Genomic DNA, 22,822 nt, shown 5'->3' with positions numbered 1-22,822 from the left:
GTAAAACCTCAAACAGGATGTTTCAGGGATGGCTGAATATCCGCTGAATAAAGAGGGGGCGATCTCTCATGAATCGGCTCCCCGGCCTACAATTTCAAACCTTGCGACGAATTTTGTAACAGGGTGGGTACGACGCCAAGGTATTTACAAACAACCATGAACGTAAGTATATTCCTTAGCAAGCTACTTATCCACCCGGCATCATTTTTTTACCCTTCCACACTTCTTGTGCGCTTTTCGCGCGCCTGACCCGAGGATCTTCATGCAATTCAAGCCAGCTGTTACCGCTCTGGTCACTGCCGTTGCCCTGGCATCGCTGCTCAGCGGATGTAAAAAGGAAGAAGCGGCCCCGGCCGCTCCACCGCCTCAGGTCGGCGTCGTCACCCTGCAACCACAAGCCTTTACCCTCACGTCGGAACTGCCGGGGCGCACCAGTGCGTTCCGCATCGCGGAAGTTCGCCCGCAGGTCAACGGCATCATTCTCAAGCGTCTGTTCAAGGAAGGCGGCGATGTCAAAGCCGGCCAGCAGCTGTATCAGATCGATCCGTCGGTCTATGAAGCGACACTGAAAAGCGCCGAAGCCAACCTGCGTTCGACCAAGTCGATCTCCGACCGCTACAAGCAACTGGTCGATGAGCAGGCCGTCAGCCGTCAGGAATACGACACTGCAGTCTCCAACCGCATGGAATCGGAAGCGTCGCTGCAGAGCGCGCAGATCAATGTGCGTTACACCAAGGTGTACGCGCCGATCTCCGGTCGCATCGGCCGCTCTTCGGTCACCGAAGGCGCACTGGTCAGCAATGGCCAGACCGACGCGATGGCAACGATCCAGCAACTGGACCCGATCTACGTCGACGTCACCCAGTCCTCGGTTGAGCTGCTGGAACTGCGTCGTGAGCTGGAAAGCGGTCGCCTGCAGAAGTCCGGGGATACCGCCGCAGCGGTCAAACTGACCCTGGAAGACGGCAGCCAGTACAAGCTCGACGGTAAGCTGGAATTCTCCGAAGTCACGGTCGACCCGACTACCGGTTCGGTGACCCTGCGCGCAGTATTCCCGAACCCGGATCACACTCTGCTGCCAGGCATGTTCGTTCGCGCCCAGTTGCAGGCCGGGGTCAACGCTGCGGCCATTCTGGCGCCGCAACAAGGCGTCACCCGCGACCTCAAAGGCACCCCGACCGCACTGGTCGTCGGCGCCGACAACAAGGTCGAATTGCGTCAGCTCAAGGCCAGCCGCACCGTCGGCAGCCAGTGGCTGATCGAAGACGGCCTGAAGGCCGGCGATCGTCTGATCACCGAAGGGCTGCAATACGTGCGTCCAGGTGTTCAGGTCAATCCGACCGAAGCGACCAACGTTGGCAAAAAGAACCCGGCACCCGCTCAGGCAGCTGATAAAGCCTACGGCGGCAAAGGGGAGTAACTCATGTCAAAATTCTTCATCGACCGTCCGATTTTCGCCTGGGTAATTGCCCTGGTGATCATGCTGGTCGGGGCACTTTCGATCCTGAAATTGCCGATCAACCAATACCCGAGCATTGCCCCGCCGGCCATTGCGATCTCCGTGACCTACCCGGGCGCTTCGGCGCAAACCGTGCAGGACACCGTGGTCCAGGTGATCGAGCAGCAGCTCAACGGTATCGACAACCTGCGTTATGTGTCCTCGGAAAGTAACTCCGACGGCAGCATGACCATCACCGCGACCTTCGAGCAAGGCACCAACTCCGACACCGCGCAGGTACAGGTTCAGAACAAGCTGAACCTCGCTACCCCGCTGTTGCCGCAGGAAGTGCAGCAACAAGGTATCCGCGTGACCAAGGCAGTGAAAAACTTCCTCTTGGTTATCGGCGTGGTATCGCGTGACGGCAGCATGACCAAGGACGACTTGTCCAACTACATCGTGTCGAACATGCAGGATCCGATCTCGCGGACCGCCGGTGTCGGTGACTTCCAGGTCTTCGGTGCCCAGTACGCGATGCGCATCTGGCTCGATCCGGCCAAACTGAACAAGTACAACCTGACCCCGGGCGATGTCAGCACCGCGATCTCGGCACAGAACGTCCAGGTGTCGTCCGGTCAGCTCGGCGGCTTGCCGGCATTGCCTGGCCAGCAGTTGAACGCCACGATCATTGGCAAGACCCGTCTGCAGACTGCCGAGCAGTTCAAGGCGATTCTGCTGAAGGTTAACCAGGACGGCTCGCAAGTGCGCGTCGGTGATGTTGCCGATGTAGGTCTGGGTGGTGAGAACTCGACCATTTCGGCACAGTTCAACGGCAAACCGTCTTCCGGTCTGGCGGTAAAACTGGCCAACGGCGCCAACGCCCTCGACACCGCCAAAGCCCTGCGCAAGACGATTGACGAGCTCAAGCCGTTCTTCCCGGAAGGCATGGAAGTGGTGTTCCCGTACGACACCACCCCGGTGGTGACCGAATCGATCAAGGGTGTGGTTGAAACCCTGGTCGAAGCGATCGTGCTGGTGTTCCTGGTGATGTTCCTGTTCCTGCAGAACTTCCGCGCCACCGTCATCACCACGATGACCGTGCCAGTGGTATTGCTCGGTACGTTCGGCATCCTCGCCGCGTTCGGTTTCAGCATCAACACCCTGACCATGTTCGGTATGGTGCTGGCCATCGGCTTGCTGGTGGACGACGCCATCGTCGTGGTGGAAAACGTCGAGCGGGTGATGAGCGAAGAAGGCTTGTCACCGAAGGAAGCGACCAAGAAGTCCATGGGCCAGATCCAGGGCGCTCTGGTCGGTATCGCGCTGGTGCTGTCGGCAGTATTGCTGCCGATGGCGTTCTTCAGCGGTTCCACCGGTGTGATCTACAAGCAGTTCTCGATCACCATCGTTTCGGCCATGGCCCTGTCGGTACTGGTCGCGCTGATCTTCACCCCGGCACTCTGCGCCACCATGCTCAAAGCGATTCCGAAAGGCGAGCACGGCACACCGAAAACCGGTTTCTTCGGTTGGTTCAACCGCAGTTTCGATCGTGGCGTCAGAAGCTACGAGCGCGGCGTCGGCAACATGCTCTCGCGTAAAGCCCCGTATCTGCTGGCCTATGTGCTGATCGTGGTTGGCATGATCTGGCTGTTCACACGCATTCCAACCGCGTTCCTGCCGGAAGAAGACCAAGGCGTACTGTTCGCCCAAGTGCAAACCCCGGCCGGTTCCAGTGCCGAACGTACGCAAGTCGTGATCGACGAAATGCGTTCCTACCTGCTGGAGAAAGAATCCGGCGCGGTAGCCTCGGTGTTCACCGTCAACGGCTTCAACTTTGCCGGTCGCGGTCAGAGTTCGGGTCTGGCGTTCATCATGCTCAAACCATGGGATGAGCGTGACGCGAGCAACAGCGTGTTCGCCCTCGCCCAACGTGCGCAGCAACACTTCTTCAGCTTCCGCGACGCGATGGTGTTTGCTTTCGCCCCGCCAGCGGTACTGGAATTGGGTAACGCCACCGGTTTCGACGTGTTCCTGCAGGATCGTGCCGGTATCGGTCACGAAAAACTGATGGAAGCGCGTAACCAGTTCCTCGGTCTGGCGGCGCAGAGCAAGGTGCTCTATCAGGTGCGTCCGAACGGCTTGAACGACGAGCCGCAATACCACCTGGAAATCGACGATCAGAAAGCCCAGGCGCTGGGCGTGAGCATTGCCGATATCAACAGCACGCTGTCGATCTCCTTCGGTAGTAGCTACGTCAACGACTTCATCGACCGTGGTCGGGTGAAGAAGGTGTACGTGCAAGGTCAGGCCGGCGCTCGCATGAGCCCTGAAGACTTGAAGAAGTGGTACGTGCGCAACAGCGCCGGAACCATGGTGCCGTTCTCCGCGTTCGCCAAGGGCGAGTGGATCTACGGCTCGCCGAAACTGGCACGTTACAACGGTGTAGAAGCGATGGAGATCCTCGGTTCTCCGGCGCCGGGTTACTCCACCGGTGAAGCGATGGCCGAAGTCGAAGCGATTGCCAAGAAGCTGCCGGCCGGTGTCGGTATCTCCTGGACCGGTCTGTCCTATGAGGAGCGTCTGTCGGGTTCGCAAGCGCCAGCGCTGTACGCTCTGTCGCTGCTGATGGTGTTCCTGTGTCTGGCGGCGTTGTACGAGAGCTGGTCGATTCCGATCGCGGTTATGCTCGTGGTGCCGCTGGGGATCATCGGTGCGCTGCTGGCCACCAGCCTGCGCGGTCTGTCCAACGACGTGTACTTCCAGGTGGGTCTGTTGACGACCATCGGTCTGGCGGCTAAAAACGCCATTCTGATCGTCGAGTTCGCCAAGGAACTGCATGAACAGGGGCGCAGCCTGCGCGATGCGGCGATCGAAGCCTGCCGCATGCGTCTGCGACCGATCATCATGACCTCGCTGGCCTTCGTTCTCGGTGTTGTACCGTTGGCGATCTCCACCGGCGCCGGTTCAGGCAGTCAACATGCGATCGGTACGGGTGTGATTGGCGGTATGCTCACGGCCACGATCCTGGCGATCTTCTGGGTCCCACTGTTCTTCGTTACGGTTTCGTCCCTGGGCCAGCGTAAAATCGCTGACGAGGATGAAACGACTGAAACTCCTAAAGAGGCTGGCCAATGAGCAAGTCGCTACTCTCCATCGCAGTCGCCGCCTTCGTGCTGAGCGGTTGCTCGCTGATACCTGACTATCAGCAGCCTGAGGCTCCGGTCGCAGGTCAGTTCCCGCAGGGGCCGGCGTACTCGCCGGCCCAGGCACCGGCGCAGGCCGCTGCCGAGCAGGGCTGGAAGCAGTTTTTCCATGACCCTGCGCTGCAACAGCTGATCCAGGTCTCCCTGGAAAACAACCGCGACTTGCGTGTCGCGGCGCTGAACATCGACGCTTACGCGGCTCAATACCGCATCCAGCGTGCCGATCTGTTCCCGGCGGTATCGGCCAATGCCAGCGGCAGCCGTCAGCGGGTTCCGGCCCGAGCCTCACAGACTGGTGATTCGACCATCACCAGTTCGTACTCGGCCACCGTCGGCATCAGCGCCTACGAACTCGACCTGTTCGGTCGCGTTCGCAGCCTGAGCGAACAAGCGTTGCAACAGTACTTCGCTACCGAAGAAGCGCGTCGCAGCACCCAGATCAGTCTGGTCGCCAGCGTCGCCAACGCCTACCTGACCTGGCAAGCGGACAAGGAACTGCTCAAGCTGACTCAAGACACCCTCGGTGCCTTCGAAGAAAGCTACAAGCTGACCAGCCGCAGCAACGAAGTCGGTGTGGCTTCGGCACTGGACCTGGCGCAGTCGCGCACTTCGGTCGAAAACGCTCGTGCCCAACTGGCGCGTTACACCCGCCAGGTGGCACAGGACGAAAACAGCCTGACCCTGCTGCTCGGCACCGGTATCCCGGCCAATCTGCAAGCGGCCAAACCGCTGTCGGATGACCTGCTCAGCGACGTACCGGCCGGTCTGCCTTCGGACCTGCTGCAACGTCGTCCGGACATTCTGCAAGCCGAGTACAACCTGAAAGCGGCCAACGCCAACATCGGCGCGGCCCGTGCCGCGTTCTTCCCGAGCATCAGCCTGACCGCCAACGCGGGCAGCCTGAGCCCGGATCTGTCCGGCCTGTTCAAGGGTGGTTCGGGGACGTGGTTGTTCCAGCCGCAGATCAACCTCCCGATCTTCAACGCCGGCAGCCTGCGCGCCAGCCTCGACGCCGCCAAGATCCAGAAGGACATTGGCGTGGCGAACTACGAGAAGTCCATTCAAACGGCCTTCCAGGAAGTCGCCGACGGCCTGGCCGCGCGCCAGACCTACACCGAGCAGCTGCAAGCGCAGCGTGACTTCGTGCAGGCCAACCAGGATTACTACCGTCTGGCCGAACGTCGTTACCGCATCGGCGTCGACAGCAACCTGACCTTCCTCGATGCCCAGCGTCAGCTGTTCAGCGCGCAACAAGCGCTGATCACCGACCGCCTCGCGCAACTGACCAGTGCGGTCAACCTGTACAAGGCTCTGGGCGGTGGCTGGAATGCGCAAACCGCGCAGAACGAACCGCTGAAAGAAGAAGCGCCGAAGATGAAGTTGTTCTGATCATCGGCTGAATACAAGGAGCCCACCGATTGGTGGGCTTTTTGTTGTCTGTCAGAAAGGTATGTCGTCTGGGTTGCCCCTTCGCGAGCAGGCTCGCTCCCACAGGGGATCGCATTCCAAATGTGGGAGCGAGCCTGCTCGCGAAGAGGCCCTCACAGACACCATAAAATCCAACTTAATCTTGCGTTCGATAATCGCCCAAAACCCGCTTTTACCAATTGAATCAAAACATCCGCGCCCCGCACCATTCGCTCCACAAAACCAATAACAACAGGTTCGATACCATGCTCCCGCGCCCTGCCCCGTCCGGCTGATTGCCGTCGTTTTACCCCTGAACACTTTTCATGTCTGTACCCCCGAAAACCGGTGGCAGCGCCCCCGTTCGCCTTAAAAAAACAAGAGAGACCCCAGCTATGACAACCTCCCCTGCGCCTTACGCATTTCCCGGTCTGATCGCCCTGGCCCTGGCCGGCGCGGCGATGCCCGCTGCGGCTGAAGAGGCCGGTTTCATCGAAGGGGCCAAGGTCAACCTGAACCTGCGCAACTTCTACATCAACCGCAACTTCACCAACCCGACCAAAGCGCAGGGCAAGGCTGAAGAGTGGACACAGAACTTCATCCTCGACGCCAAGTCCGGCTTCACTCAGGGCACCGTCGGCTTCGGCATGGATGTGCTCGGTCTGTATTCGGTGAAGCTCGATGGCGGCAAAGGCACGGGTGGCACGCAGTTGCTGCCGCTGGATCACGACGGCCGCCCGGCGGACAACTTCGGTCGCACCAACGTCGCCTTCAAAGCCAGACTTTCGCAGACCGAAGTGAAAGTCGGCGAGTGGATGCCGGTGCTGCCGATCCTGCGTTCGGACGATGGCCGCTCGCTGCCACAGACCTTCCGTGGCGGGCAGATCACCTCGAAGGAAATCGACGGCCTGACCCTCTACGGCGGCCAGTTCCGCGCCAACAGCCCGCGCGACGACAGCAGCATGAGCGACATGTCGATGACCGGCAAAGCGGCGTTCACCTCCGATCGCTTCAACTTCCAGGGCGGTGAATACGTTTTCAACGAAAAACGCACACAGATCGGCCTGTGGAACGCCGAACTCAAAGACATCTACAGCCAGCAATACGTCAACCTGATCCACAGCCAGCCACTGGGCGACTGGACTCTGGGCGCCAACCTCGGCTTCTTCTACGGCAAGGACGATGGCAGCGCCCGCGCCGGCGATCTCGACAACAAAACCTGGTCGGGGATGTTCTCGGCAAAGTACGGCGGCAACACCTTCTACGTCGGCCTGCAGAAACTCACCGGCGACAGCGCGTGGATGCGTGTCAACGGCACCAGCGGCGGCACCCTGGCCAACGACAGCTACAACGCCAGCTACGACAACGCGCAGGAACGCTCCTGGCAGTTGCGCCACGACTACAACTTCGCCGCCATGGGCGTGCCCGGCCTGACCCTGATGAACCGCTACATCAGCGGCGACAACGTGCACACCGGGACGATCACCGACGGCAAGGAGTGGGGCCGCGAATCGGAACTGGGCTACACCGTGCAGAGCGGTGCGCTCAAGGATCTCAACTTCAGATGGCGCAACTCGACCATGCGCCGGGATTTCAGCAATAACGAATTCGATGAGAACCGCTTGATCGTCAGTTACCCGATCAGCCTCCTCTAACACCGCTTTAAAACTGTAGGAGTGAGCCTGCTCGCGATAGCGGTGTGTCAGTCACTTTAAATGTCACTGATAAACCGCTATCGCGAGCAGGCTCACTCCTACAGGAGATTTGTGCCACTTGTCGGGAGAAATGGCACTTCGTCGGGCGGCAGGTAAAGTGACAAAACCTGAAGGACTCAGGTGCTTCACCTTTGCGCTTCCGTCGTCGTAGTCGGTCCTCAAGCTGGGCGCCAGGTTGTCATCGGAAGACACCAACGATCACCGGAGGACCACCTCAATGATCTCTCGTCTCGCAACGCCCGACTGGGACGCCAAGGCGTACCAGCAGTTTTGCCGTCTCAGGCAACGGCCGGTCAATGAATTGCTCGAGCGCGTCGAATTACAAAACCCTCAACGCATTTACGACCTCGGCTGCGGCACCGGCATTGCCACGCAGTTGTTGGCCAAACGCTGGCCGCGCGCGCAGTTGCAAGGAATCGACAGCTCCGCGCAGATGCTTGAAGAAGCGCGGTGCCTGCCGATCAAGGCCTTGTGGAAACAGTGCGACCTGCTCGACTGGCAACCTGAGCATTCGGCAGATTTGCTGTTCGCCGCCGCCGTACTGCACTTTATCGACGGCCATGAAACGCTGTTGCCGCGCCTGCTCGGCCAGCTCAACCCGGGCGGTTGCCTGGCGGCGCACATGCCCGACTGGCGCGATGCGTTGTGGTATCGGCTGATGCTCGACACCCTCGAAGACGGCGGCCCCGGCGGTGCGCCATTGGGCACAGCGCAACTGCGCCAGCGCATGGCGGCGCGGCCGTTGTTGTCACTCGAAGATTACTACCGCTTGCTCGCGCCCATGACCACGTCGCTGGATATCTGGGAAACCGAGCAGTTGCAGGTGGTCGACGGCAAATCGCCGATTTATGACTGGGTGAAGGTCTCGGCGCTGCGGCCGGTGATGCAGGCGCTGGATTCAGCGGAGCAGGCGCGGTTTATCTATCGCTATCTGATGCGCGTGCATGCGCAGTATCCGCAGGAGGCGAATGGGCATACGTTGTTTGCGTTCAAGCGGATATTCATCGTTGCCACGGTTTGAATGAGTTGTGCTGATTGATGCGCAACGGCGTCTGCCCCCCTTCGCGAGCAAGCTCGCTCCCACATTGGAATGCATTTCCCTGTGGGAGCGAGCTTGCTCGCGAAGGCGTAATTTCTGGCGCCATCAATCCCGGGATTCGACTCCTAGCTCATCCCAAACCGACTCGGCCAGATGAAACGTCGCATTCGCCGCCGGGATCCCGCAATAAATCGCACTCTGCATGATCACTTCCTTGATCTCGCCCCGGCTCACACCATTATTGGCCGCCGCACGCAAATGCAGTTTCAGCTCACCCTCGCGGTTCATGCCGATCAACATGGCGATAGTGATCAGACTTCGCGTGTGCCGAGGCAAGCCCGGACGCGTCCAGATATCGCCCCAAGCATGCCGGGTGATCATCTCCTGAAACTCCGAGTTGAACTCGGTCAGCGTGGTCAGGCTGCGATCGACATGCGCATCACCGAGCACCGCGCGGCGCACTTGCATGCCCTCGTCGTAACGTTGTTTCTCGTCCACGAAAGTCCCCTTATCAAGCGTTCAGAAACGCCAGAACACGATCACTGAAATCCGCGCCAGCCTGCACGTTGGACAGATGCGCCGCATAGAACTCGGCGTACTCGGCACCGCGTACATGCTCCTGAATGAAATGCCCACCGGCCGGCGGCGTCACCGCATCTTCGGTGCCGGCAATCACCAGCAACGGCACGGTGATCGAAGCCAGTTGCTCGCGGAAATCGGCATCACGCACCGCCGCGCAGTTGGCCGCATAACCCTCAGGCGAAGTGGCCGCAAGCATGTCAGTAATCTGCTTGGCCGCCGCCGGATGCGCCGCCGAAAAGTCCGGGGTAAACCAACGGGCAATCGATGCATCTCGCAGCGCAACCATCGCCGCCGCACCATCGCGCAGGACGGTGTCGATGCGTGGATTCCACACCGACGGATCGCCGATTTTTGCCGCCGTGTTGCAGACGATCAGCTTGTACAGACGATGACCGGCGTTGATCCCCAGCCACTGGCCGATCAGTCCGCCCATCGAGAGTCCACAGAAATGCGCGCGCTCGATGTGCAGTGCATCCAGTAAACCGAGCACGTCATGACCGAGCTGCTCGATGCTGTACGGCCCCGGCGTCACCAGCGATTGGCCGTGACCACGGGTGTCAAAACGCAGCACCCGAAAATGTTCGGTAAATGCCGGCATCTGCGCATCCCACATGTGCAGATCAGTGCCCAATGAGTTGGACAGCACCAGCACCGGCGCATCGACCGGGCCCTCTATTTCATAGTGCAGTTCGCCATCGGCGAGTTGAACGAAAGCCACAGCCCTCTCCTTTCAGTCAGACAATGCGTTGTGTTCGGCCACCGCGCGCTCGACCCAGGTTTTCGCCTGACCGAGGTAATGGGCGGGGTTCAAAAGATGATCGAGTTCGGCGCTGCTCAACTCGGTGGTGACCCTGGGTTCGTCACCCAGTACGGCGCGCAAATGGCGCTGCTCGGCCACCGCGCGTTTGCAGCATTGTTCGAGCAAGTGATGCGCGGTGTCACGGCCGACCCGTTGCGCGAGGACGATGCTGACGGCTTCAGCCAGCACCAGCCCCTGAGTCAGTTCCAGGTTGCGGGCCATGCGTGCGGCGTCGACTTCCAGACCGTCGGCCAACAAGCGCGCCTGTTGCAGCGAACCCGAAACCAGGCAGCAGATTTCCGGCAGGGTTTCCCATTCGGCATGCCACAGACCCAGACTGCGTTCGTGCTCCTGCGGCATCGCGCTGAACAGCGTCGAGACCAGACCCGGCACCCGCGTCGCGGCGCCGATCAACACTGCCGCGCCGACCGGATTGCGTTTGTGCGGCATGGTCGACGAACCGCCCTTGCCCGGCGCCGATGGCTCAAACACTTCGGCGGCTTCGGTCTGCATCAACAGGCTGATGTCGCGACCGAATTTGCCGAGGCTGCCGGCGATCAAACCGAGCACCGCACCGAACTCGACCACGCGATCACGCTGGGTGTGCCACGGTTGCTCGGGCAAGGTCAGTTGCAGTTCTTCGGCCAACGCTTGGGCAATCGGCAAGGCCTGTTCGCCCAACGCGGCGAGGGTCCCGGAGGCACCGCCGAACTGCAGCACCAGCAGACGCGGCTTGAGTTCGCGCAGACGTTGGCGGCTACGAGTGACAGCGCCCAGCCATCCGGCGATTTTCATGCCCAGGGTCACTGGTGTCGCGTGTTGCAGCCAAGTGCGTCCGGCCAGCGGCGTTGCAGCATGACGTTGTGCTTGAACAGCAAGAGAGTCAGCCAGTTGCGTCAGATTGTCCTCGATCAACGCCAGCGCCTGCCGCAATTGCAGCACCAGCCCGGAATCCATCACGTCCTGACTGGTCGCGCCCAAATGCACATAACGCTCAGCTTGCGCATCGGTCGCAGCAATCTGTTTACCCAACGCCTTGACCAGAGGAATCGCCGAATTGCCGGCCGTGGCAATCGCCTCGCCCAGCGCCGCAAAGTCATACAGACCGGCACTGCAAGCCGTCGCAATCGGTGCCACCGCAGAGGAAGGAATCAAACCAACCCGCGCCTCGGCCCGGGCCAGCGCCGCTTCAAAATTGAGCATGGCCTGCACGCGGCCCTGATCGCAAAACACTTCACGCATATCGCGGGCAGTGAAATAGGCATCGAACAATTGATTGCCCGGTCGCTGAGTCATAAACAGTCCTTGCCGGCGCGGGCCATGGCGGCCCGCGCGCTTCGGGTTAGAGATCGTGGTGCAAGTACGCCGCCTGTTTCGGCAGGCGCAGGCTGAACAGGAAGGCGATCGCCATCATGGCCGTCACGTACCAGTAGAAGGAGTTTTCCATGCCGATGTTTTTCAGGCTCAGCGCGACGAATTCCGCCGAACCGCCGAAGATCGCGTTCGCCACCGCATAGGCCAGACCGACACCGAGGGCGCGGACTTCCGGCGGGAACATTTCGGCCTTCACCAGGCCACTGATCGAGGTGTAGAAGCTGACAATCGCCAGCGCCACGGTGATCAGCACAAACGCGAGGAACGGGCTGCTGACGCTTTTCAGGCTCAACAGAATCGGCACGGTGAACAGCGTACCGAGCGCGCCGAACCAGAGCATCGAGTTACGTCGGCCGATCTTGTCGGCGAGCATGCCAAACAGCGGCTGCATGCACATATACAGGAACAGCGCGCCGGTCATGATGTAGCTGGCGGTCTTGGCGTGCATGCCGGCGGTGTTCACCAGGTACTTCTGCATGTAGGTGGTGAAGGTGTAGAAAATCAACGAACCACCGGCGGTGTAACCGAGCACGGTGATGAACGCGGCTTTGTGATCGCGGAACAGCGCGGCGATGCTGCCGGCGTCTTTGTGTGCGCGGGTTTCCTTGTTGGTGGTTTCTTTCAGGCTGCGACGCAGGAATAGCGAAATCAGCGCCGCTACCGCACCGACCACAAACGGAATCCGCCAGCCGTAGGCACGCAGATCGTCTTCGGTTAGGAACTGCTGCAGGATCACCACCAGCGACACCGCCAGCAGTTGCCCGCCGATCAGCGTCACGTACTGGAACGAGGCGAAAAATCCGCGCTGGCCCTTGAGGGCAACTTCGCTCATGTACGTGGCGGTGGTGCCGTACTCGCCGCCGACCGACAGGCCTTGCAGCAAGCGTGCAAACAACAGCAGGACCGGCGCCCAGACGCCGATGTCCTTGTAAGTCGGCAGACAGGCGATCAGCAACGAACCGAAGCACATCATCAGAATCGAGATGAGCATCGAGTTCTTGCGCCCGTGCTTATCGGCAACCCGACCGAAAATCCAGCCACCGATCGGACGCATCAGGAAGCCGGCAGCGAACACGCCAGCCGTGTTGACCAGTTGCACCGTGGGGTTGTCGGAGGGGAAAAACGCCGGGGCGAAATAGATCGCGCAAAAGGCGTAGACGTAGAAGTCGAACCATTCGACGAGGTTGCCGGACGAGGCGCCGACAATGGCAAAGATGCGCTTGCTGCGCTCTTCACCGGTGTAATGGGAGGTGGTGGTTGTCATTGTTTTTCACTCGATAGGGACAGTGAGAGTCTAGACATACTTTGCAACAGTCCCGTTCCACAGTTCCATCTGCAACACAGTTCTCCCCTGTGGGAGCGAGCCTGCTCGCGAAGAGGGAGTGTCAGACGACATTTATGTTGGCTGACCCACCGCTTTCGCGAGCAGGCTCGCTCCCACAGGGGATGGTGGTGATCTATCAATAATCGAAGAACACCGTCTCGGCATCGGTGCCCTGCAGAATCACATTCCACTGGTAAACACCCGATGCGTCCTTCTTCGCCAGCAAGGTGGCACGACGCTCAGCCGGCACGCACTCAAGCAACGGATCATCGACGTTCGCCGGCTCACCTTCAAAGTAGATCCGCGTCAGCAAATGCTTGACCAAGCCACGGGCAAACACCAGCACCACCAGATGCGGTGCCTGAGTCGAGCCCTTCAGCCCTTCAACCGTGCCCGGTTTGATCGTGGTGAAACGGAAGCGCCCTTCAGCATCCACCGGCACCCGGCCAAAGCCTTCAAAATTAGGGTCGAGCGGTTTGTTCTGCTCGTCTTCCGGGTGGTCGTACTTGCCGGCAGCATTCGCCTGCCAGACTTCGAGCATGGCGTCGTTGACGACATCACCATTGCCGTCCACCACCTGCCCGGTGATCGCCACGCGCTCGCCGAGGGTTTGCTCGACGGTAAGGTTTTCGCGGTTCAGCCAGGTCAGGCCGATGTGGTAATACGGCCCGACGGTGTGGGACGTGGTCGCAGTCAGCGTCATCTTATTTCTCCATCGGCGTGGCTTCACGCCCGCGCAGCACGATGTCCCAACGATAACCGAGGGCGTAGGACGGAATGGTTTTTTCCAGATCGAAACTGGCGATCAGGCGTTCCTTGGCCGAAGTGTCCGGCACACAGTTGTAGATCGGGTCGTACGCTAGCAGCGGGTCGCCCGGGAAATACATTTGTGTGACCAGGCGGGTAAGAATGCTCGGCCCAAACAGCGAAAAGTGGATGTGCGCCGGACGCCAGGCGTTGTGGTGGTTGCCCCACGGGTAGGCGCCGGGCTTGATGGTCTGGAACTGATACCAGCCGTCAGCATCGGTGACGGTGCGGCCGGTGCCGGTGAAGTTCGGGTCCAGCGGCGCGTCGTGCAGGTCGCGCTTGTGGTTGTAGCGGCCGGCGGCGTTGGCCTGCCAGATTTCCACGAGAATCCCCGGCACTGGCAGACCGTTTTCATCGAGTACACGGCCGTGAATGATGATGCGTTCGCCCTGTGGCTCGCCGCTGTGTTGCGCAGTCAAATCGTTATCGGTGTCGCCCACACGTTCGGCGCCGATGGTCGGCCCGGTGATTTCCGACAGCGAATGCGGCAGAAACACCAACGGCTTCGACGGCGAGCGCAGGTTGGTGGATTGATAGGTCGGGTGCAGGTATTCAGGCTGAGTGCCTTCCTGCGGACGACGGTAACCAGGCTTGTCAGACATGTCGCTTTCCTCTGTTCTTTTTCGTCACGGCTTGCGTCAGACGCGTTCGATGGCCAGGGCCAGACCTTGGCCGACACCGACGCACATGGTCGCCAGACCTTTCTTGCCACCGGTCTTTTCCAACTGATGCAGGGCGGTCAGCACCAGTCGCGCACCGCTCATGCCCAACGGGTGGCCGAGGGCAATCGCTCCACCGTTCGGGTTGACCTGCGCGGCGTCATCGGCCAGACCCAGTTCACGCAGCACCGCCAGGCCTTGGCTGGCAAACGCTTCGTTGAGTTCGATCACGTCGAAATCGCTGACGGCTACGCCGAGGCGTTCGATCAACTTGCGTACCGCTGGCACCGGGCCGATGCCCATCACCCGAGGTGCGACTCCGGCGCTGGCCATGCCGAGCACTTTGGCGCGGGCGGTCAGACCGTGTTTTTTCACCGCTTCGGCGGAAGCCAGAATCAGCGCGGCGGCACCGTCGTTGACGCCAGAAGCATTGCCGGCGGTGACGGTTTTGTCTGGGCCGTTGAGCGGTTTCAACTTGGTCAACGCTTCAATCGTGGTATCGGCGCGCGGATGTTCGTCCTGGCTGACCACGGTTTCGCCCTTCTTGTGGGCAATCCGTACTTCAACAATTTCTTCGGCGAAGTAACCGGCAGCCTGCGCGGCGGCGGTACGTTGCTGACTGCGCAGGGCAAACGCGTCCTGATCGACCCGCGAGACTTTATAGTCGTCGGCAACGTTGTCGGCGGTCTGCGGCATCGCGTCGACGCCGTACTGCGCCTTCATCAACGGGTTGATGAAGCGCCAGCCGATGGTGGTGTCTTCCAGCTTCATATTGCGCGAGAACGCCGCGTCAGCCTTGCCCATCACGAACGGCGCGCGCGACATCGACTCGACGCCACCGGCAATCGCCAGCTCCATCTCGCCACTGGCAATCGCACGGAATGCGGTGCCGATGGCGTCCATGCCCGAGGCGCAAAGACGATTGAGGGTCACGCCCGGCACGCTTTCCGGCAGACCGGCCAGTAGCAGTGCCATGCGCGCAACATTGCGGTTGTCTTCACCGGCCTGGTTGGCGCAGCCGAGGAACACTTCGTCGATGGCGTTCCAGTCCACCGAGGGATTGCGCTCCATCAGGGCTTTGATCGGCACAGCGGCCAGGTCATCGGCGCGAACCGCGGACAGTCCGCCGCCGAAACGGCCGATCGGCGTGCGAATCGCGTCGCAGATATAAACGTCACGCATCATGCTTCTCCCGGTGCCTGGCCGTGGGCGGCGGCGGTGCGCGCTTCGAGATTGCGCAGCGCGGTCAGTTCGACGTCGGTCGGTTCAGCGGTGGTTTCAACGCTGTCAGCAAAACGAATCGCCCAACCGGTGGCCGCAACCACTTGCTCGCGGGTCACGCCCGGGTGCAATGCGGTGACCACAAATTCGTGGGTGCCCGCTTCCGGTTCCATGATGCACAGGTCGGTGATGATCCCCACCGGACCAGCGCCCGGCAGGCCCAGACGTTTGCGCGAATCGCCGCCCTCGCCGTGACCGACCGAGGTGATGAAATCGAGCTTGTCGACAAACGAACGCGCCGACTGTTTAAGGATGATCAATACGCTTTTCGCCGAACCGGCAATCTCCGGCGCACCACCGGCACCCGGCAAACGGACTTTCGGCGAGAAGTAATCGCCGACCACGGTGGTGTTGATGTTGCCGAAACGGTCGACCTGCGCAGCGCCGAGAAAACCGACGTCGATGCGCCCGCCCTGCAGCCAATAGCGAAAAATCTCACCGGTCGGTACGACAGTGTCAGCGGTTTCCGCCAGCTCGCCGTCACCGATCGACAGTGGCAACACGCTCGGCTTGGCGCCAATCGGACCCGATTCGTAGATCAGCACCACGTCCGGCGAAGAAGTCAGGCGCGCGAGGTTGGCGGCTTTCGACGGCAGGCCGATACCGACGAAGCACACCGAGCCGTTCTTCAAGCGACGGGCTGCGGCGACGGTCATCATTTCATTGGTGGTGTAAGTCATTACTTGGCCTCCGAAGCAGCGGCCAACTTGGCCTGAAACGCGCTGAAGTCAGCACAGCCATGGATGTATTCGTTGATCCACGCGGTAAACGTCTCACGGTCGCGGGCGATCGGATCCCACGCCTGATAGAAACGATTGTCGCGCTCGTTGTAACCGTGGGCGTAGGACGGATGTGCACCACCGGGTACGTGGCAAACCGCGCTCAAGGCCCAGGTCGGCAATACGCAAGAGTTCATCGGCGCGTTGAGGTTGTCGACGATTTCTTCAACGGTGACGATGCAGCGCTTGGCGGCCAGAGCGGCTTCTTTCTGCACACCGAGAATACCCCACAGCAGCACGTTGCCCTGGCGGTCGGCTTTCTGTGCGTGGATCACGGTCACGTCCGGACGCACCGACGGCACCGCCGCCAGTACTTCACCGGTGAACGGGCAGGTCACGGTTTTGATCAGCGGGTTGACCTTCGGCAGGTCGGAACCGGCGTAGGCTCGCAGCACCGCGAACGGTAGGCCAGATGCACCGGCGACGTAGGCATTCGCCAGGTCGGCGTGGCTGTGCTCTTCGATTTCGAGAGCGTGCGGCCATTGCTTCTCGACCGCGTCGCGCAGACGGTGCAGCGAACCGACGCCCGGGTTGCCGCCCCAGGAGAAAATCAGTTTACGTGCGCAACCTGCACCGATCAGTTGGTCGTAGATCAGGTCAGGTGTCATCCGCACCAGCGTCAGATCTTTCTTGCCCTGACGAATGATTTCATGACCCGCTGCTGTAGGGATCAGGTGAGTGAAGCCTTCGAGCGCGACGGTGTCACCGTCGTTGACGAATTGCTTCACCGCGTCGTGCAGCGAAAGGATCTCAGCCATGGAGCGGGCTCCTGTTTTTGTAATGAATCGCCAGTGATAAAAAGGCGCGAGGTTCAGCGCCGGAGTCACTGCAGATTAAGCCTGGGAAAATCACCAAACAATCCGATAATCGACTGAGTGTTCGTTTATCGAACAGATTGTTATCAGCCTATCGTTCCGTGTTGCCTTGATCGTTCCCACGCTCCGCGTGGGAATGCAGCCCGGGACGCTCCGCGTCCTAAAGCAGACGCAGAGCGTCTATTGAGGCGTTCCCACGCAGAGCGTGGGAACGATCATGCGCTGATACTCAAGTCGCATCCGCATGACTGACCATGCCTTTGATCACCACCGCCGTGGTGGCCAATGCCGCCGGAATCACCAACGCCGTCAACACCTGCTCGAAATTCCAGCCCAGGCCCAACAACGTCGCGCCCATCCACGCCCCGAGAATCGCGCCGAACCGGCCAATCCCCAGCATCCACGAGACCCCGGTCGCCCGCCCCTGAGTCGGATAAAACCGCGCCGCCAGCGACGGCATCGCCGATTGCGCGCCGTTCACGCACATCCCTGCCACCAGCACCAAGGTCGCCAGCAAGGTAATGTTGCCCAGGCTCTGCCCCACCGCGTAGGCAAACACCCCGGCCAGCAGGTAAAAAGTGCCGATGACCTTGTGCGGATTGAAGCGATCCATCGCCCATCCCACACCGACAGCGCTCAACACCCCGCCGAACTGGAACAACGCACCGATGAATGCGGCTTGCTCCATGCTCGCGCCGCTGTCACGCATCAACGTCGGCAGCCAACTGGTCAGCAGATAGACAATCACCAGGCCCATGAAATAAGTCAGCCACAGCAGCAAGGTGCCAGTGCTGTATGTGCCGGAGAAGATCACTGCGAACACGTTACGCGCCTTGACGGTTTTCTGTTCCGGCACACTGAAACTCGAGGCTTGGGCGACAGTGACTGGATCAATCGGCGCCAGGGTCTTGCGGATTTTGTCGGTGCCACGATTGCGCACGACCAGATAGCGCGCCGATTCCGGCAACCAGAACAGCAGCACCACCGCGAGGATCAGCGGCAAAATCCCACCGATCAACAACAGGCTGTGCCAGCCGAACGCGGGTATCAGCTTGGCGGAAATAAACCCGCCACCGGCCATGCCGAGGTTGAAACCGCAGAACATGCTGGTCACCAGCAGCGACTTCTTGCGCTCCGGGGTGTATTCCGAGAGCAGAGTTGTGGCATTCGGCATCCCTGCGCCCAAGCCAAGGCCAGTGAGGAAGCGCAGCACCAGCAGTTGTTCAACATTGGTGCTGTACGCTGACGCCAGGCTGAAAGCACCGAACAGAACCACCGCGCCAACGAGTACCACTTTGCGCCCGAAGCGGTCAGCCAAAGGGCCGGAACCCAGTGCGCCGAAAACCATGCCGATCAACGCCGCACTCATCACCGGGCCGAGGCTGGCGCGGTCGATGCCCCAGTCCTGCGACAGCGCCGGGGCAATGAAGCCCATCGCGGCGGTGTCGAGGCCATCGAGGAAGACAATCAGGAAACACAGGATCACCACCCGCCACTGATAGCGCGAGATCGGTTGGGCATTGATGAAGGTCTGCACGTCGAGGCAGTTACCCACAGCGGACTGAGGCTGGTTCATTATTTTTATTCCACGCAAAAAACGCAGTCGAACGGCGGCCGGCCAGAGAGCGGCACAGCTACAAGAATAGAAGGTTGGAATCAGGCGTTGCGGTGAACCCGACAACAGCGGTTGGAGCGGAGACAGTCGGGGAGCGTGCGCATGGTGAGTTGCCTCTTGTCATTATTATGGGAGTCGGCAGTCCGGCGGGCTCATTCACATCAGCGCCGGATGACGCTGCCGCGACATTAATGATCCGGGGGTTTTAGCGTCAATTCGATAAACGCAACACTGTGCGTTTATCGAACAGCTTCATCAGGCGAACAGCTGCGCACTGAGGTCGCGACTGGCGCTGAGCAGGCCCGGCAGAAAGCGTTGTTCCAGCTCGGTACGGCTGACGCGACCGGCGTGGGTACTGACGTTGAGCGCTGCAACAACCTGGCCGGAAGCGTCGTAGACCGGCACGGCAATCGAGCGCAGACCCTGTTCCAGTTCCTGATCGACGATGCACCAGCCCTGCTGCCGCACTTCTTGCAGGCATTCGAGCAAAGCGTCTGGCGTATGGATCGTGCGACTGGTCTTGGCCACCAGTTCGGCGTGATCGAGGTATTCGCGCAGCGACGTGTCATCAAGTGCCGCCAGCAGAATCCGCCCCATCGACGTGCAATACGCTGGCAAGCGCCCACCCACTGACAGGTCCACCGAAATCAACCGCTGAGTCGTCGCCGAACGCGCGATATAGAGGATGTCATCACCCTCCAGTGTGGCCATGTTGCAGGCTTCGTGCAGTTGCTCGCTCATCCGGTCCAGATAAGGCTGGGCGGATACCGCCAATGGCGTCGACGACAGATACGCGTGACCGAGGGTCAGGACTTTCGGCAACAATGAATAGGTGCGCCCGTCGGTGGTCGCATAACCGAGCTTGATCAGCGTATGCAGGCAACGACGCACGGCGGCGCGGGGAATTTCCGTGCGGTGGCTGATCTGGGCGATGGTCAGATGACGCTTGCGCTCCTGAAACGCCTGCACCACCGCCAGGCCCCGGGCCAGCGAGGTCATGAAGTCCGGATCACCGGTCAGCGCCTGGATGCGTTTGGCCGGCGAGGCGACGATCGGCGGCGCCACAGAGGTGAAGGAATTGCGCATTTGATCGTTCATTTCTTGTCCTTTTATCCCGCACGGATCAATGGGCTATACAAGCGGCTTGCCGACAAATGCACAAGCATCAGACCTGCAACATTGGGCGATTATCGAACCGTCGACCGATAATCGCAATCAACGGTTACGGCCGTTTCATGCTTCTTTCGGGGTTTACTCAACTTCTCCCGTTATCCGAATCACGGCCTTAGTTGTTCGACTAAATGGCGCCAAAAACCGATCGCTCGCCCAATAACGGCCATTACGCACTGCAACTAGCGACAAAAGTTGCGAGTCACAAAACAATCACACATCCAGAACCGTTTTTAACTTGGCAAAGATAGTCATTCCTGAATCGACCGCTATAATGCACCTCAGTGGCACCTCGTTTTTAATCGCTGAGGTCGCCACCTGCTGAGGTGATGTCCATCACCAACAGCCCGGCCAGCGCCTGACGCTCATTACTCATGCAACGCCTGCGCTCGCTGAAACAGGAAACTGATGCTGCGTCAGTTTTTATCTGGTGCCGTAGCCGCCTGTAACACGGAAGTCTTGATCGCCCCACCGATTACACCAATGCCTGTCCGGGTGTTGGATGCTCGGTGGGTTCGTTCAATCGATTCGTTGCAGTGCGTTTCACCAGACACTTAACTCAACTCATACAGGTAGCACTGTGACGAAAGACGAACTGCGCGCGGAACTTGAGCGCCAGGAACAACGTTACAAGGAAGTTTACGGCGGGGAAGTCACCACCTACGCCGCTCAGCCCGAACCGGAACGCAAAGCGTGGCGCAAACGCCCGACCGTTCAGGATCAGGTTTTCCAGCAAGAACTTAAAAAGATGGAAGAAGAACTGAAACCCGAAGAGCCTTGAGCCTCGGTTCTCGATCTTTTGAAGGTTTGCGTCCACACCGGTTACAAGCGCGGTGGAACGACGATGCCTTGCGCGCCCGCTACCCGCGGGCAGCGGCCATGACCCGGTCTGGCCGACTGAGAACGGGCGTCCTACAGGTTTCACAGATATTTCAGACAAGCGTTTGAGACCTTGTTGCCTCGCTTAAATCATCTGTAAATTCAGTGTTTTATCAAGTAAATCAACCACTTGAAAAACCCTGCACAACGCTTGGTTTTCATGCGCTGCAACAAATTAAATCGAAGAAGTGTGTAACCGATGAGCAGGTAGGGGATCGATTTCCAGTCTTTTCTGGCATAATCGCGCCCCCTTACGACCGGGTCAGAAAACCTTCATGATCGATTTATTCAGCGAACTGGATGCTTGGGTGCTTGTGAGCCTCTTGCTCGCCCTGACGTTTGTCCTCGCCTTCGAGTTCATCAATGGATTTCATGACACCGCTAACGCGGTAGCCACTGTTATCTACACCAAAGCCATGCCGCCCCACCTGGCGGTGTTCTTTTCCGGTGTGTTCAATTTCCTCGGCGTGCTGCTGGGTGGCGTTGGCGTGGCGTATGCCATCGTCCATTTGCTCCCGGTTGAACTGCTGATCAATGTGAACACCGGCCATGGTCTGGCGATGGTGTTCTCGTTGCTCGCCGCGGCAATCGCCTGGAACCTGGGCACCTGGTACTTCGGTATCCCGGCTTCCAGCTCGCACACCTTGATCGGCTCGATCCTCGGTGTCGGCCTGGCCAACGCCTTGATCAACGATATTCCGTTGGCCGATGGCGTGAACTGGCAGAAAGCGATCGATATCGGCGCCTCGCTGGTGTTCTCGCCGATGGCGGGTTTCCTGGTCGCGGCACTGGTGCTGATCGGCCTTAAATGGTGGCGCCCGCTGTCGAAGATGCACAAGACGCCGGAACAGCGTCGCAAGATCGACGACAAGAAGCACCCTCCATTCTGGAACCGCCTGATGTTGATCATGTCCGCCATGGCCATGAGCTTCGTGCACGGATCCAACGACGGTCAGAAAGGTATCGGCCTGATCATGCTCGTGCTGATCGGTATCGTGCCCGCACAGTTCGTGCTCGACCTGAACAGCACCACCTACCAGATCGAACGTACTCGCGATGCGACGCTGCACCTGAGCCAGTTCTACCAGCGTAACTCCGCCACCCTCGGCGAGTTCCTGGCATTGGGCAAAAGTGTCGAAGGCGACCTGCCGGAAAAATTCAGCTGCAACCCGCAGCAGACCGAACCGACCATCGCTGCCTTGCTGCACACCCTTAAAGGGGTAACGGACTACCACTCGCTGCCGTCTGAAAGCCGCATCGAAGTTCGTCGCTACCTGCTGTGTCTGGACGACACCGCGAAGAAAGTCGCCAAGCTGCCGGGCCTTGAGTCCCGCGAAAAGGCTGACCTGGACAAGCTGCGCAAAGACCTGACCACCACCACCGAATACGCCCCGTTCTGGGTGATTCTGGCGGTGGCACTGGCCTTGGGTCTGGGCACCATGGTCGGCTGGAAACGTGTGGTACTGACGATCGGCGAGAAGATCGGCAAGCAAGGCATGACCTATGCCCAAGGCATGTCGGCTCAGATCACTGCTGCCACCATGATTGGCCTGGCCAACATCTTCAGCCTGCCAGTGTCCACCACTCACGTTCTGTCCTCGGGTGTGGCTGGCACCATGGTCGCCAACAAAAGCGGCCTGCAAGGCGGCACCGTTCGTACCATTCTGCTGGCGTGGGTGTTGACCTTGCCGGCGACTGTTGCGCTGTCGGCCGGGTTGTTCTGGCTGGCTTCGAAGGCGCTGGGTAGTTGATAGATAGCGGCACATGAGAAAGGCGCGATTCGAGAGGATCGCGCCTTTTTTGTTTTTTGGGGTTTGGGTTTGTGGGCATATCCGTTGCTGCGGTAACGGCTGATTAGGGTTCCGCCCTTACGACGGGTCACTTTTTCCAAACGCCGAAAAAGTAACCAAAAAGGCTTCCCCCGGCGTACGGCACT

The 22,822-nt window shown here is 60.0% G+C and carries 18 protein-coding genes; 7 read left to right on the top strand and 11 right to left on the bottom strand.

The features are described 5' to 3' along the window. The first annotated feature begins 262 nt into the window (after nt 1-262). From L8H52_RS03155 to L8H52_RS03135, 5 genes are all read left to right on the top strand, one after another. Entirely contained in the window at nt 263-1,420 is a 1,158-nt protein-coding gene (locus L8H52_RS03155; RefSeq protein WP_242204666.1) for an efflux RND transporter periplasmic adaptor subunit, read from the top strand. A 3-nt stretch (nt 1,421-1,423) separates the two neighbouring features. After that, on the top strand, nt 1,424-4,573 hold the full coding sequence (gene emhB, locus L8H52_RS03150; protein WP_242204668.1) for an efflux RND transporter permease subunit EmhB: 3,150 nt from the start codon (nt 1,424-1,426) through the stop codon (nt 4,571-4,573). Then, a complete protein-coding gene (emhC, locus tag L8H52_RS03145; protein ID WP_242204670.1) occupies nt 4,570-6,030 on the top strand; it encodes an efflux RND transporter outer membrane subunit EmhC in 1,461 nt (486 codons plus the stop codon). The genes emhB and emhC overlap by 4 nt, the downstream gene beginning before the upstream one ends. Nucleotides 6,031-6,443: 413 nt before the next feature. Continuing rightward, on the top strand, nt 6,444-7,703 hold the full coding sequence (locus tag L8H52_RS03140) for an OprD family porin (RefSeq protein WP_242204672.1): 1,260 nt from the start codon (nt 6,444-6,446) through the stop codon (nt 7,701-7,703). Nucleotides 7,704-7,980: 277 nt separating this feature from the next. Beyond that, entirely contained in the window at nt 7,981-8,784 is an 804-nt protein-coding gene (locus L8H52_RS03135) for a methyltransferase domain-containing protein (RefSeq protein WP_242204673.1), read from the top strand. Between the two features lie 123 nt (nt 8,785-8,907). Here the strand turns inward: L8H52_RS03135 and pcaC are convergent, their stop codons facing one another. The 11 genes from pcaC to pcaR all read right to left on the bottom strand — a co-directional run bounded on the left by pcaC (nt 8,908) and on the right by pcaR (nt 19,935). Next, complete coding sequence (pcaC, locus tag L8H52_RS03130; RefSeq protein WP_024011942.1) at nt 8,908-9,300, bottom strand: 4-carboxymuconolactone decarboxylase; 393 nt, start codon at nt 9,298-9,300, stop codon at nt 8,908-8,910. Between the two features lie 13 nt (nt 9,301-9,313). Continuing rightward, on the bottom strand, nt 9,314-10,102 hold the full coding sequence (gene pcaD / locus L8H52_RS03125; protein ID WP_242204675.1) for a 3-oxoadipate enol-lactonase: 789 nt from the start codon (nt 10,100-10,102) through the stop codon (nt 9,314-9,316). Nucleotides 10,103-10,114: 12 nt separating this feature from the next. Continuing rightward, entirely contained in the window at nt 10,115-11,479 is a 1,365-nt protein-coding gene (locus L8H52_RS03120; RefSeq protein WP_242204677.1) for a 3-carboxy-cis,cis-muconate cycloisomerase, read from the bottom strand. Between the two features lie 46 nt (nt 11,480-11,525). Continuing rightward, nucleotides 11,526-12,821 carry an MFS family transporter gene (locus L8H52_RS03115; RefSeq protein WP_242204679.1) on the bottom strand — a complete coding sequence of 432 codons (1,296 nt, stop codon included), beginning with the start codon at nt 12,819-12,821 and terminating at the stop codon, nt 11,526-11,528. A 196-nt stretch (nt 12,822-13,017) separates the two neighbouring features. Further along, complete coding sequence (gene pcaG / locus L8H52_RS03110) at nt 13,018-13,584, bottom strand: protocatechuate 3,4-dioxygenase subunit alpha (protein WP_242204682.1); 567 nt, start codon at nt 13,582-13,584, stop codon at nt 13,018-13,020. A gap of 1 nt (nt 13,585) precedes the next feature. Next, a complete protein-coding gene (pcaH, locus tag L8H52_RS03105) occupies nt 13,586-14,290 on the bottom strand; it encodes a protocatechuate 3,4-dioxygenase subunit beta (protein WP_034153073.1) in 705 nt (234 codons plus the stop codon). A 36-nt stretch (nt 14,291-14,326) separates the two neighbouring features. Continuing rightward, nucleotides 14,327-15,532, bottom strand: coding sequence for a 3-oxoadipyl-CoA thiolase (gene pcaF, locus L8H52_RS03100; protein ID WP_242204684.1), 1,206 nt, complete (start codon nt 15,530-15,532; stop codon nt 14,327-14,329). Continuing rightward, the gene (locus tag L8H52_RS03095) at nt 15,529-16,308 is read right to left on the bottom strand and encodes a CoA-transferase subunit beta (protein ID WP_242204686.1); all 780 of its coding nucleotides are present in this window, start codon (nt 16,306-16,308) and stop codon (nt 15,529-15,531) included. The genes pcaF and L8H52_RS03095 overlap by 4 nt, the downstream gene beginning before the upstream one ends. Then, nucleotides 16,308-17,165 (bottom strand): CoA transferase subunit A, encoded by an 858-nt coding sequence (locus L8H52_RS03090; protein ID WP_016982818.1) that lies wholly within the window; start codon nt 17,163-17,165, stop codon nt 16,308-16,310. The genes L8H52_RS03095 and L8H52_RS03090 overlap by 1 nt, the downstream gene beginning before the upstream one ends. A gap of 286 nt (nt 17,166-17,451) precedes the next feature. Further along, on the bottom strand, nt 17,452-18,798 hold the full coding sequence (locus L8H52_RS03085) for an MFS transporter (RefSeq protein WP_242204689.1): 1,347 nt from the start codon (nt 18,796-18,798) through the stop codon (nt 17,452-17,454). A 294-nt stretch (nt 18,799-19,092) separates the two neighbouring features. After that, complete coding sequence (gene pcaR / locus L8H52_RS03080) at nt 19,093-19,935, bottom strand: pca regulon transcriptional regulator PcaR (RefSeq protein WP_007917109.1); 843 nt, start codon at nt 19,933-19,935, stop codon at nt 19,093-19,095. Nucleotides 19,936-20,587: 652 nt separating this feature from the next. On the opposite strand from pcaR, the gene L8H52_RS03075 reads away from it, so the two are divergent. Both L8H52_RS03075 and L8H52_RS03070 read left to right on the top strand, forming a co-directional pair. After that, on the top strand, nt 20,588-20,788 hold the full coding sequence (locus tag L8H52_RS03075; protein WP_034153068.1) for a hypothetical protein: 201 nt from the start codon (nt 20,588-20,590) through the stop codon (nt 20,786-20,788). A 373-nt stretch (nt 20,789-21,161) separates the two neighbouring features. Then, nucleotides 21,162-22,637, top strand: coding sequence for an inorganic phosphate transporter (locus L8H52_RS03070; RefSeq protein ID WP_242204693.1), 1,476 nt, complete (start codon nt 21,162-21,164; stop codon nt 22,635-22,637). Nucleotides 22,638-22,822 lie beyond the last annotated feature (185 nt).

The organism is Pseudomonas sp. CROZ-RG-20F-R04-15 (assembly GCF_022662375.1).
Classification (GTDB): Bacteria; Pseudomonadota; Gammaproteobacteria; order Pseudomonadales; family Pseudomonadaceae; genus Aquipseudomonas.
This window is presented reverse-complemented; position numbering and strand designations above follow the sequence as displayed.